The following is a 12091-nucleotide window of genomic DNA, read 5'->3' as shown; positions in this document are numbered from 1 at the left end:
CAGCGGATTGTTCACATAAACCGAACAATCGATCGGAAAAATCTGTTGGCACGAAAAATAATGAGCTGTTGTACTCGTTGACAAGAACGCCTGGTCAGGCCAAACCCCAACAAAAACAAGGCGACGCGGGGACATCACCCGGTCCGCCAAAAGATTAGCTAGGAATCCAACATGAAATTCAAAACATTTTTCACCTCGGTCGCGGTCACCACGATGATGGCGGTAGCTCCCACCGCACTTTCCCAGACACCCAACGGCGGAGGTGCGACCGTCCGCTACCAGGTCTTCGAAGCAGTGGGCGATATGCTGTTTCGCGTCATGGACGCCAAGTTCTGTGAGCAATATGGGCTCGAGTGCAAACCCGTACGCATCGGCGCCGGCCCGGCCGGCATTCAGGCGGTCATCGGCAACAGCATGGAGGTAGCCGTCATCACCACGGATGCCGCCATCCGCTCAATCTCCGGTGGTGCGCCAGTGACCATAGCCCATGGCCTGGGCGACCGGGTGCCGTTCTATTTCGTCGCGCGCAGCGGTCTGGATCGACCCAACAAGGACAACGGTTATCCGGCACTGATGCAGGATTTCAAGGGCAAGCGCATCGGCGTTACCGGCCGCGGCGCCGGTACCGAGCTGATCGCTCGCCTGCTGCTGAAGGAGGCTGGCATGTCCGCCGACGATGTGACCTTCGTCGGTGTGGGCGGCCCGCCGACCGCGTTCGGTTCGTTGTCGGCGCAACAGATCGACGCCGCTATGCAAGTGCCGCCGACCGCCGAGATATGCGACCGCTCCGAGGTGTGCGAGACCGTACTTAACCTGCCGGAGTCCGACATCGAGCCAATCAAGGCGCTCGAAGGCACAGGCATCGTCGCCCTGATGAAGCAAGAGTACGTCGAAAACAACCCACAAGTCGTTGAGGCTTGGCTAGCTGCGGCGGAGGATGCAATGGCCTGGATGAAGGATCCAGCCAACTTCGATGAGTACGTAGCGCTGGGCCGGGAGCATATCCGCCTGAATCTTGAGAATGCAGATGAGATCCTGGAAGAGGCGCTTGCGCGGCACTTGGAGATTTCCGCTCTCGAAGTCAGCCCTTCCGCCGTACAGGCTTACGTCGACATGCTGGCCGAGGGTGACCTCCTGCCGAAGGCGTCGCCTGCCGAGCGGTTCATCTCTGACGTGGCTCCCCTGCGCTAGTTTTGCCATTGAGAAAAGGCAACTTACAACGACCATTACCTTTAATTAGAGTTGAATGGTCGACATCAGGCCGACCTATTGGCTGGCCTGTCATCACCAGCAGAGAGGATAATATCCATGGCTGATCACGAAAATTTCTACACGAGACCGCCCGTGGACGTGTCGGGCGGGAAGTGTCCGTTCAGCGGCGGCCTCGGTGACGAATTCAACCCGTTCGAGGATCCGTACCTGTCCAATCCTTGGTCCTTTCTGGAAAAGGCTCGTCGCGAGGAACCCATTTTCTACAGTCCGCTAATTAACCATTGGGTGGTCACCCGCTACGACGATGTCCGCCGCGTGCTGGGTGATCCCGAGAGTTTTTCCAATCGAATGTCCCAAAGCCCAGTCAAGCCGTGGCCGAAAGAGGCGATCGAGATTTTCGAGGCGCGCGGCTTCCCACTGATCCCGAACCTGAATAACAGCGACCCCCCGGAGCATACCAAGTTGCGCGCGTTCATGCGGGGCGCCTTCACGCCACGTAAGCTCAAGTGGTTGGAACAGCCGACACGCGATTTCTTCAACGAGGCGATCGACGATCTGCAGGGTAAGCAGAGCGCCGATATCGTGAAAGAGGTTTTCCACGATACGCCGGCTCGGGTTCTGTTCAAGATGCTGGGCATTCCCGACGAAGACATCGCGATGGTCAAGGGGTGGTCCGAGGGTCGCGCCCTGCTCACCTGGGGGCGTCTCAGCGATGAAGAGATCGTGGCGCAGATCCCCTCGTTCTGCGATTACCTGCAGTACTGCTTTGATCGGGTCGACGCTTTGGAGGCGAACCCGGGCGAGGACTACATCAGCGAGCTGATTCAACAATGGCACGCCGAGAAACCGGAAGGCATCACCAAGCAGAATATCGCGGTCATGCTGTTCGGCCTGTTGATGGCAGGACACGATACGACCACGAACCTGTCCGGCAACACGGTGCGCGCGCTGCTGACTCATCGGGAACAGTGGGAGCTGCTGTGCCAGGATCCTTCGCTCATTCCCAACGCGGTCGAGGAAGGACTGCGCTACGAGGGCAGCGTGATCGCCTGGCGACGCGTGACCACGCGCGACGTTGAGATCGCCGGCGTGGAAGTGCCCGCCAACTCGATGGTCCTCGTGGTGCTCGGATCGGCGAATCGCGACCGCTCGCATTTTTCCGACCCGGACACCTTCGATATCCGCAGAGAAAATGCCCGAGACCATCTTTCTTTCAGCTTCGGGCCGCACTTCTGCATGGGTTCGCCCCTCGCGCGGCTGGAAATGAAGGTCTATCTCGAAGAGTTGACGCGACGAATCCCAAGCCTTCGCATGGTGCCTGGCCAAAAACCGGACTACCTGCCCAATACCTCCCATCGCGGTTCGTCCACGTTGCTCGTGGAGTGGGACCGGATCGAGCCCCGCTAGAAAAGCCATTTCAGCGGTTGCCGGCGTTGAATAAACTCAAGCTAAAACAACATCTGTGCTGGAGAAACTATGAACCCCACCTTGAAATATCTGAGGGCTGGGCTTTATGCCACAATCATGGGCGGTGCTCTCGCCACCGCCCCTTCTCACGCCGAGCAGATCAGCATGGAGTCGGCCGGTGCCAATAACGTCGTAGGCGTCTTGCCTCAAGCCTTGTCGTCGCATTGGGCGGACAATGGCGTCGATATTCAGCTTTCATTAAATCAGACACTGACCCGATCGTTGCTCAAATTAGGGCTCGGCAGGTTGGATTCAGCCTTTGTACCGCCGTTTGCCTATGATGCTTTGAAGCAAGGTACTGGCCCCTATGCTGAAATGGGCGACCAGGCCGCTGATCTCGCGGGGAACGTGCGGTCTCTTTTTAGCATTCCAACCGGGCTGTACCATCCCATCACCTGGGCGGATGCTGGCATCAGAGAGTGGTCGGATGCCGAAGGCGAGCGTATTTTCATCGGCCCGCCCGGAGGTGCCGCCAATGAACAAATAACTTCCCTGATTGAAGCCGGTGGTCTTTCAGAAGGCGAATATACGCCGGTTAAGGCCCCTTGGGGTGCGGCGAATCAAGCCTTCCAGGACGGTCAGTACGACGTCTATGTCGGCGCTTTTGGGCTGGGTTCCCAGGCATTGGCGGAACTGAGCCTGTCGCGCGATATTTACCTGCTGTCGGTAGGAGACGTTGAGCCGCCAAAAGGGACGGGGTTGCAATTGAGTGAAATCCCACCCAACACTTATCCGGGTCAAGTGAATGAAGAGGCGATCCATGCTTGGCAGCTGACGATGTTAATGATGGTTAACAAGGATATTTCGGAAGAAGTCGCGTATCAGTTGACCAAGACCTATTTCGAGCATCGCGACCAACTCGCGAATAATAATAAGGTGCTGGCTTATTTATCTGACTCGAATCCTTTTGCCGGTGTCGATACGCCCCTGCACCCAGGAGCCGTACGCTACTATCAGGAAGCCGGGATGAGCATTCCCGAAAGACTGTTGACGAAGTAAAGATTTACCCGACAAAGCTTCCGTCATAGAGGGGGGTACACCGCACCCTCTTCGCTCCGGAGAATACGATGTTTTCTTCCTCTAAACCGCCTTTTGAACCGCTTTTCTGGATTAGGTCCATCCTTTGTCTGGCGGTTAGTCTGTATGGGCTTGCGAACGTCATGCCGGCCATTGGGGACATTCAGATTGGTCCGTTTCCCATGGTGTTCTTCAGGGCCTCTTTCTTTGCACTGTGCGTACTGGCGGTCATGTTTAGTATGCTGTGCCAGGTCCGAAAAAACGAGATCCCGGCATGGCAGGCCGTTATCGGTGTTATTCTCTCAATCGCACTGATTTGGTCATGCTGGGAGTATTATCAGGTCGCCACCCGTCTGGACAGTGCCATGTTTCTATTTGGCGCCAAGGAAATGTGGATAGCACTGATCGCTTCCACAGGCGCGCTGTTTTTCTGCTGGCGAATCTGGGGTGCCCCGGTGGCGTTACTGGGTATGTTCGGCATCCTTTACATGGCGACCGGTCACTGGTGGCCCGGTCCTTTGCGGACCGTTGACACAGGTATTACCGAAACGCTGGCGCAGAACCTGTTTTTCAGCCTGGATGCGGGCATCTTGGGTAGCACCTTCGCCATCGTCATCACCACGGTGTTTCCGTTTATCATTCTCGGTGCTGTATTGGAAGGAGTGGGCGCGGGCGATTCGATGATCCGGATTGCGTTCTCCTGGATGCGGCGCACGGCGGGCGGTCCCGCTCATGCCGCTGTTCTCTCCTCGGCACTGTTCGGAACGGTATCGGGCAGTGCGGTCGGCAACGTCGTCGGCACCGGCGTGGTGACCATCCCGATGATCAAACGTCGGGGTTTCTCCTCCAATTTCGCCGGCGCCGTGGAAGCGGCCGCGTCAACGGGAGGGCAAACCATGCCGCCGATCATGGGGGCCGCGGCGATCGTATTGGCCGACTTCGTAGGGGTGAGCTATTTGACCGTCATTATCGCGGTATTGGTGCCTGCTATCGCTTACTACGGCAGTTTGTTCGCGATGATCGTGTTTGAATCCCGCCGGCTTGGTATTCGTGCGGACGAAAAGGTGGTGGGCGTCGACGAGCCTGTGCGGCAGGACTATCTGAATCTACTGCTTATCTTTATCCCGCTGGGAACCATCGTGGCACTTCTTGTCTCCGGTTTATCGCCCTCCGGCGCTTCCATCACCGCGTTGGCGTTGCTGTTTCCGCTGAGCCTGATCAATCCCGCGGTACGTGCTAAGCCGGCCCTGTTGCTTCGGAGCCTGTGTGCGGGTGGCAACACCTTCGCTGGCTTATTGATGGCGATCGCCGCGGTCAGTATCGTTATCTCCGCGCTTTCCGTCACCGGTGTCCCCATTAAGTTCAGTATCCTGCTCAACAGCATCGCAACCGATTCGCTGTTGATCTCCCTGTTGGTGGCGGCTATGTGCTGTGTTGTGCTGGGTATGGGCATGCCCACACTGCCAGCCTATGTGACGGTGGCCACCATCGCTATTCCGGCCATGGAGCAACTGGGACTGGCTCCGCTGACCGCGCACTTGTTCGTGTTTTTTATTGCCGTTGGTTCCGCGATTACACCACCGGTCGCCATCGCGGCCTACGCGGCGGCGAGTATTTCAGGTGGCGGGCCGATAGCCACTTCGGCCCAGGCTTCCAAAGTGGGCATCATGATCTTCATCATTCCCTTTACGTTCGCATTCAACCCTCAGTTGTTAACGGTGGATCAATCGGGGGTCATTTTCGATCTCGGGACCTGGTTCTGGTTACTGATCAAGCTGGTGGTTGGCATTCTGCTGACAGCGACCGCCCTAACCGGCTTCCATAAGCGTGCCCTGAGGATCTATGAAATAGCCATCAGGTTAGTGGCGGCCGTCATGCTGTTTGCGCCGGGCTTGCTGTGGGATCAACTGGGTATGAGTCTGGCGCTTATCTTGTGGTGCTGGCATTTGCGCGCTGATCTGAAAGTATCCTTTTTATTCTGGTTAAAAAAGGCTAACGGATGACCAATATTATCTACATTGTCGCGGATGACCTCGGCTACGCGGACCTGGGGTGCTACGGCGGTCGCGAAGCGCAGTTCGGTCCGGTTTCACCGAATATCGACAAGCTGGCGGAAGAAGGCATGATGTTCCTCGATGGCTATGCCAACTCGCCCGTATGCTCACCGACACGCTTCGCACTGATGTCGATGGCCTATCAGTATCGCTTGCGTGGTGCGCTGGAGGAGCCGATTCACAGTCGAAGCAAGGGGAGCAAAACGCTCGGCCTGCCCCCGCACATTCCGACATTGCCGTCTCAGTTGAAGAAAGCCGGCTATTATACAGGGCTTATCGGTAAGTGGCATTTGGGCTACCCTCCTCACTTTGGACCCCGTTTATCTGGCTATGATGAATTCTATGGCATCATGGCCGGGGGGGTGGACTATTTCACCCATAAGAGTGGCCGGGGTGACCACGACTTTTGGATTAATGAGGAGGAACACGAAGAGATTGGCTATATCACCGATCTGTTCTCCGATCGTGCGGTTGATTTTGTCCATCGTCGAGCAAAGGATGCCGACCACACCCCCTTCTTTTTGAGCCTGCACTATACGGCGCCCCATTGGCCCTGGGAATCCCGGGACGATGGTCACCTTGCTGAAGAGATTTCATCAATCTTCCACCTTGAAGGTGGCAACATCCACACCTACCGAAAAATGATCCACCACATGGACGAAGGCATAGGGCGGCTGATGGAGGTTCTGGATCAGTATGGCCTGACGGACGACACGATCATCGTTTTCACCAGCGATAATGGCGGTGAACGGTTTTCCGACAACTGGCCCCTGGTGGGCGCGAAAATGGATTTGACCGAAGGCGGTATTCGTGTGCCCTGGATCGTGCGTTGGCCGAAGGCGGTCCCCGCCGGCACCGTCAGTTCGCAGCACTGCATGACCATGGATTGGTCGCGTACCTTGCTTGAGGCAGGAGGAGGGGAAATAGACGCTAAATATCCAGTTGATGGTGTTTCGCTGTTGCCTGTTATAACAGGGAAAGTTGATCAGTTCGAGCGGCCTCTCTTTTGGCGAATGAAACATCGTGCCCAGCGTGCCTTTCGACTGGGTGACTGGAAGTATCTCAAGGTCGATGAGTACGAGTACCTGTTCAACATCGCCGATGATGCCCGTGAACGAGCCAATAAGGCAAAGATTTATCCGGATAAACTGGAAGATATGCGCAACCAGTGGTTGGCATGGAACGAAACGATGCCCCCCATTCCGGAAGATGCTGTCGTGAGCTTGATATATAGCAGAGCGGATATGCCCCAGCGATGAAGTGATTTCCAGGTCGGGAATACTGGCGATTCTGGCGTTTTGGTTATAGTCATTAGCCGAGAAAACGCGCAGCCTGTCAGGCTGCGAAATATATCGGAGCTGGGCCAAGGCTACGTTCTCTGGTTGATCGCCATGCCGCTGCCGGTATCCTCGGTGTTAACAGTCGTAGGGGTAGACATCGTCATGTTGGCGTGGTCCAGCGAGCAAGTCGTCATAACTTTCCGTGAAAGTAACTCGTCTGTTGGATCATAAGGAAAAGCGAACAACCTATCGTCAAATACCGTTAGACCGTTTAATGGGATGATGTTGTAATCGAGTGAGTAAAAGGGGTGTCAGAAACCGTCTTTCGGCAGGCACTAAACGCTACGAGATAGATAAAAAAGGAGAAATAGAGTGAGTGTTCGAGCTTTTTTCGCAACTCTTTCCGCCGCTTCCAAACTCACGGCATCGCCTCCCGCGTTGTCCGATACCGTCGCTGCCAGTGTGGCCCGATGCAATTTAAGGGCGTTGAAACACACCGGGAATATGAGGTAACCAAAGACAAGAGATTGATTTCTGAATTTTTAGCACCCGTTTCCGCGTGTCTGGCCTGAGTCGACACGTTCTAACGGCTGCGTCAACACTCTGGTTCACCTAAATTCCTCCTCGATAATTGGTAAGGGAACGGCATCTCACGTTCGAAGAAACCAATATTAATAAGACAGATAAAGAGAGCTCACAATGACAACCGCAACACGACTGACCCTCGCCCCCCTGGCTCTGGCCCTCGCCCTCACCGGTCAGGTGCTGGCCGATGAACACCATACCGGCCCGCAGTTTTACGGCACCCTGACGGGGGGCATGCTGAACGTCGACGACCGGGACATTGATCTCTGGGCCTTTAAGGCCGAGGCCGGTGTGGGTGGGGTATATACCGTCAACGAAGGCTTGCGGATCCGCTACGACCTGGTCGGTGATTTTGCTAATGCTATCAATTCTGTAGACGACCAGACTTGGACGCCCGGCGCCCATGCCCAAGACGACGGCGAGATCTACATCCGCACGGCCAGGGTCCTGCTGCTGACCGAATATGGCAATATTGGCCTGTGGTCGCGGGCACCGTCCGGCTTCTGGGCCCAGCTTTACCGAAACGTCAACAAGTTCGAATACAACCAGATGCATGGCCAGACCGGGCAGAACGCCATCTTCGGCCAGGCCGAGCAGGGCAGCGACGTGCTCTCCTACGCCACGCCCCGGTTCGGCGGCTTCCAGTTCATCGGCGCGGTCTTGACCCCTGATGCCCACAACGGCGAAGAGGTGGACGTGGCGACCGGGCGACTAATCTACGAGCAGGGGCCGCTGAACGTCGGGGTCGGCCACACCCAGGTCAACACCCCCGTCGAGGAGGGCTATGACCTCTACCGCACCTCCTTCGGCCTCGGCTACGACTTCGGTGTCATCCAGCTGGGCGGCGTCTACGAGCACAACGATGACCATGCCGAGGCGACGAATCGCAGCTTTGACGCCTGGGGCGTCAATGTCTCGGCCAACCTGAGCGAGTCCTGGTCGGCATCCCTCGGCTATTCCGAGAACGACAAGCCCAACGACGCCGACAACAGTGCCGTGGTGGGTATCGTACGTCACCACTTCAACCAGGACGTCTACGCCTTCCTCGAGGCGGGGCACTACGACCGCACCGACAACAACCTAGCGGCGGGTATCAGCGTCAGCTTCTGAAGCCGCCTCTTTGTCAATACTTGACTAGTAATATGGGGGAGCAAGTTCGCATAATTTGTCTGGCTCGTCGGTGGGTCGATCAAGGGCTGATACCGTTTGGTCTACCGACGCCACGATCTCATCGGTATTTATTCGCCATTGAAAACGGCTCAGGCCATCGCTGTAGCTCGTCAAATAATGTCGAACTCAATCCCCTGAATCTATCCTGCAGCCGTGTATCATCATTCTGGCACCAAGGTTCATGTTTATGTTGTCAACCTTTGGAACTCCACACTTGATAACTCATATTTGAATTAGAGGGAGATCGAACGGATGAGCAAGCAAGCCATCGGCGTCGTTGGCGCTGGTACCATGGGCCAAGGCATCGCCCAGGTGGTGCTGGCTGTCGGGCGAGAGGTGCGCTTCTATGACGTTGCCGAGGCACCGCTGGAGCGAGCCAAGGCGGGAATCGCCAAGGGCCTGGCGAAGCTGGTGGACAAGGGAAAGCTGGCCACCGAGGCGCGCGATGCCGCCCTGGCTAGACTCACTCCGACTACCTCGCTGGAGGTGCTCGCCGACTGCGAGGTAATCATCGAGGCGGCGCCCGAGTTGCCCGAACTCAAGGAACAGCTGTTCCGCGAAATGTCGAAGCTGGCTCCCGAGGCAATCCTCGCCTCCAATACCTCCTCGCTTTCGCTGACACGGCTGGCCGCGGTCAGCGAACGTCCCGAGCGGGTGGTGGGCATGCATTTCTTCAACCCGGTGCCGGTACTCAAATTGGTGGAGGTGATCCGTGCCGAGCAAACCGCGCATGCCACTGTGGTCCAAATCGAGACGCTGGCCGAGGAGTTAGGCAAGACTGCGGTGGCGATCGTCGACTCGCCGGGGTTCGCGGTCAACCGCCTGCTTGTGCCAATGATTAACGAGGCAGCCTTCCTGCTGCAGGAAGGAGCGGCCAAAGCCGAGGACATCGATCGGGCCATGCAACAGGGCACCGCCCATCCCATGGGCCCGCTGGCCTTGGCCGACCTTATCGGCCTGGACGTTTGCCTGGCAATCATGGAAGTGCTGCAGGATGGCTTTGGCGATCCTAAATACCGGCCCTGCCCGTTGCTCAAGCGGTTGGTTGCGGCTGGCCACTTGGGGCGCAAGAGCGGCTGTGGGTTCCATGCCTATGCATGATAGGTCCCTATCGGGATAAGCGCATAACTAATAGCTATACCGCGCCTGCTGGGTTATAGGGTACAAAGACGTTGTAATCCGGGCTATTTACCGCTTAGGCATCTTGCCTCGCTAACCCGGAAATTGCACTGGGCGAGGCGTTATCGCTTTTTAGCCTGGCCTGGTGCCGGTGAGAGTCGGCAGCGCCCGGGGTTGACTGTTATTTGAGCAACTTTCCGGTTTCCGGACGCATTTTCCCTACCCCCATTTCTTTGGCGCATTGCGTTATTTCTTTTTCTATATCGCCTGCTTGGGTTCCTGCCATCGAATACTCATCTGATAGCTCGCCTCTCACGAAATGGTCAGAAAGAAAGGCGATTCTGGATATTCTTTCGAAGAAGTATTCCCTTGCCCATATTTCCTTTTGCCATTTCCACTCTCTGCGTTTCGCATGCAGAGGAAAGAAGCCTACAGACAAGTAGGCTCCAAGGGCGAGTGCGGCCAGTGTCGTAAAGAAGGAAGTGGCGATATCCGTCATGAGGAGACCTGCTCAAAAAATATCCACGCTTCCTCGTAGTCCTTTTCCCGGTCGGGGTGGGTGAAGGGGGGCGTGGTATTCGATGATGGTTTCCCATGGTCCGTCGGGGAGGGTGTCATCGAGGTAGGTCTTGCGGACGACGCCTTCCTGTAGATCCTTGCCCTCTTCCCAGCCGAGGGCGATGCCATACTCAGTGCGTTCCTGGGAGAGGCCGTCGATCAGCTCGGTGGTGGCCGGGTGGAGGATGCGGATATCGTCCTCGAGCCGGCTGAGAAACTGGGCCTCGCGACCGCGCACCAGCTCGGAGAGTCCGCTACAGCCGAGCAGGTAGCCGCCGTCGCTTGAATGGTCCAGGCGAGTGAGGCGCCATTCGGCATCGCGGATTTCCAGGCGCATGCCCGGTGCAAGCTGCTGGTGCTGGCCCATTCCTTCCCCCGGCGTACTGCACGCGGTCCTTCATTCGGTTTGGGGGGACGCGGCCCTGGCATCCAGTCGCGCGCGTCCCTGCGGCTTTCTGGCACTTTTGCATTAAGTGCTCTAATGAAGCTTAGCGTAACAAAGTGTCATCGGGCTGTCTGTAGTCCCAATGGCGAGTTCTGCTTCTGTCTGGCTAATAAAGTTTTTGTTTATCAGTCGCTTGTGGGGAAGGAGCCATGGTGGCGATGAGGGCTGCCACCGGCCGTGGAAAGTCTGTCTGGGACCTTTTGTATGCGGCTGTCCAGACATTTTCGACGGCCGAGGTGGAGGCCTCTCATTCAGTTCAGGGATAGCGCCCGCTGCGGCGATTCTCCACCAGCACCTCGAGGATGGCATTGGCCGCCTGCATGATCGGCGAGGGCGCCTCGCCCCGGCGCCGACTGCACAGGATCGGGATGGTGATGTGCTTCTCCGCCAGGTAGACGTAGGCGATGCCGTCGCGCTGCAGGCGTTTCACCTGCTCGGGCACCAGGGTGATGCCCAGGTCCGAGGCCACCAGGCCCAGGGCGGTCTGCATCTCGTTGGCCTCCTGGGCGACCTGCACCCGGAGCCCGCGGCGGCGAAACATGCCCAGCACGGTATCCGCCATGCTCGGCCGTGGCGTGGCGGGGAAGAGGATCAGCGGATACTCGGCGAGCTGCGCCATGGTCGGGGTCGTGCCCTCCAGGGGATGGCCCTTGGGCAGCGCCGCCATCATCGGCTCGTCGAACAGCACCTCCTGCTCCACCTCCGGATCGTCGATCTGCAGCCGCCCGAAGCCGATATCGATGCGGCCGGCCTTGAGCGCCTGGATCTGCTGCACCGTGGTCAGCTCGACCAGCGTCAGTTCGACATCATCCTTTTGTCGCAAGCCGCGGACCAGCAGCGGCAGCTGCCCGTAGAACACCGAGGGCACGAAGCCGATGCCGAACAGCTGGCGGCCGCTGCGGGCGATCCGCCGGGTGGCGGCCACCGTGGTGTCGACCTTCTCCAGTATCTGCAGGGTATGCTCATGAAAGAGCTGGCCCGCCGGCGTCAGGGTCAGCCCGCGGGGGCCTCGTTCGAACAGGCGTGCCCCGATCTCCTCCTCTAATTGGTTGATCTGTCTGGTTAAAGGCGGCTGTGCCATATGCAGGCGGGCGGCCGCACGGGTCATGTTCAACTCCTCGGCCGCCACACAGAAATAGCGGAAATGACGCAGCTCCATGATACCTCCAGGGTATGGCTGGAGA

The 12091-nt window shown here is 57.5% G+C and carries 10 protein-coding genes; 7 read left to right on the top strand and 3 right to left on the bottom strand.

The genetic code is table 11. The features are described 5' to 3' along the window. Window positions 1–171 precede the first annotated feature (171 nt). From QWY80_RS10850 to QWY80_RS10820, 7 genes are all read left to right on the top strand, one after another. Window positions 172–1191 carry an ABC transporter substrate-binding protein gene (locus QWY80_RS10850; RefSeq protein WP_290231285.1) on the top strand — a complete coding sequence of 340 codons (1020 nt, stop codon included), beginning with the start codon at window positions 172–174 and terminating at the stop codon, window positions 1189–1191. A 117-nt stretch (window positions 1192–1308) separates the two neighbouring features. Then, window positions 1309–2619, top strand: a complete 1311-nt coding sequence (locus QWY80_RS10845) for a cytochrome P450 (RefSeq protein WP_290231282.1) — start codon at window positions 1309–1311, stop codon at window positions 2617–2619. Window positions 2620–2688: 69 nt separating this feature from the next. Next, window positions 2689–3678, top strand: coding sequence for a TAXI family TRAP transporter solute-binding subunit (locus tag QWY80_RS10840; protein WP_290231280.1), 990 nt, complete (start codon window positions 2689–2691; stop codon window positions 3676–3678). Window positions 3679–3746: 68 nt separating this feature from the next. Next, entirely contained in the window at window positions 3747–5699 is a 1953-nt protein-coding gene (locus QWY80_RS10835; RefSeq protein ID WP_290231278.1) for a TRAP transporter permease, read from the top strand. Next, entirely contained in the window at window positions 5696–7009 is a 1314-nt protein-coding gene (locus QWY80_RS10830; protein WP_290231276.1) for a sulfatase family protein, read from the top strand. Before QWY80_RS10835 ends, QWY80_RS10830 begins: the two co-directional genes overlap by 4 nt. 720 nt (window positions 7010–7729) lie before the next feature. Next, window positions 7730–8725: a porin gene (locus QWY80_RS10825; RefSeq protein WP_290231275.1), complete on the top strand. Its 996-nt coding sequence runs from the start codon at window positions 7730–7732 to the stop codon at window positions 8723–8725. A 312-nt stretch (window positions 8726–9037) separates the two neighbouring features. Further along, the gene (locus QWY80_RS10820; protein WP_290231273.1) at window positions 9038–9886 is read left to right on the top strand and encodes a 3-hydroxyacyl-CoA dehydrogenase NAD-binding domain-containing protein; all 849 of its coding nucleotides are present in this window, start codon (window positions 9038–9040) and stop codon (window positions 9884–9886) included. 199 nt (window positions 9887–10085) lie between these two features. Here the strand turns inward: QWY80_RS10820 and QWY80_RS10815 are convergent, their stop codons facing one another. The 3 genes from QWY80_RS10815 to QWY80_RS10805 all read right to left on the bottom strand — a co-directional run bounded on the left by QWY80_RS10815 (window position 10086) and on the right by QWY80_RS10805 (window position 12066). Then, window positions 10086–10403: a hypothetical protein gene (locus tag QWY80_RS10815; RefSeq protein WP_290231271.1), complete on the bottom strand. Its 318-nt coding sequence runs from the start codon at window positions 10401–10403 to the stop codon at window positions 10086–10088. Window positions 10404–10415: 12 nt separating this feature from the next. Then, the gene (locus tag QWY80_RS10810) at window positions 10416–10829 is read right to left on the bottom strand and encodes a hypothetical protein (RefSeq protein ID WP_290231268.1); all 414 of its coding nucleotides are present in this window, start codon (window positions 10827–10829) and stop codon (window positions 10416–10418) included. A 334-nt stretch (window positions 10830–11163) separates the two neighbouring features. Further along, a complete protein-coding gene (locus tag QWY80_RS10805) occupies window positions 11164–12066 on the bottom strand; it encodes a LysR family transcriptional regulator (RefSeq protein ID WP_290231267.1) in 903 nt (300 codons plus the stop codon). Between the last annotated feature and the right edge of the window lie 25 nt (window positions 12067–12091).

Source organism: Halomonas ramblicola (assembly GCF_030409215.1).
Classification (GTDB): Bacteria; Pseudomonadota; Gammaproteobacteria; order Pseudomonadales; family Halomonadaceae; genus Halomonas; species Halomonas ramblicola.
Note: the sequence above shows the minus strand (reverse complement) of the source record. Positions and strands in the feature narration are given on the sequence as shown.

What these genes read in the sequence shown, in the direction of transcription:
- QWY80_RS10850 (WP_290231285.1), top strand. Translation starts at nt 172, where the DNA reads ATGAAATTCAAAACATTTTTCACCTCGGTCGCGGTCACCACGATGATG.
- QWY80_RS10845 (WP_290231282.1), top strand. Translation starts at nt 1,309, where the DNA reads ATGGCTGATCACGAAAATTTCTACACGAGACCGCCCGTGGACGTGTCG.
- QWY80_RS10840 (WP_290231280.1), top strand. Translation starts at nt 2,689, where the DNA reads ATGAACCCCACCTTGAAATATCTGAGGGCTGGGCTTTATGCCACAATC.
- QWY80_RS10835 (WP_290231278.1), top strand. Translation starts at nt 3,747, where the DNA reads ATGTTTTCTTCCTCTAAACCGCCTTTTGAACCGCTTTTCTGGATTAGG.
- QWY80_RS10830 (WP_290231276.1), top strand. Translation starts at nt 5,696, where the DNA reads ATGACCAATATTATCTACATTGTCGCGGATGACCTCGGCTACGCGGAC.
- QWY80_RS10825 (WP_290231275.1), top strand. Translation starts at nt 7,730, where the DNA reads ATGACAACCGCAACACGACTGACCCTCGCCCCCCTGGCTCTGGCCCTC.
- QWY80_RS10820 (WP_290231273.1), top strand. Translation starts at nt 9,038, where the DNA reads ATGAGCAAGCAAGCCATCGGCGTCGTTGGCGCTGGTACCATGGGCCAA.
- QWY80_RS10815 (WP_290231271.1), bottom strand. Translation starts at nt 10,403, where the DNA reads ATGACGGATATCGCCACTTCCTTCTTTACGACACTGGCCGCACTCGCC.
- QWY80_RS10810 (WP_290231268.1), bottom strand. Translation starts at nt 10,829, where the DNA reads ATGGGCCAGCACCAGCAGCTTGCACCGGGCATGCGCCTGGAAATCCGC.
- QWY80_RS10805 (WP_290231267.1), bottom strand. Translation starts at nt 12,066, where the DNA reads ATGGAGCTGCGTCATTTCCGCTATTTCTGTGTGGCGGCCGAGGAGTTG.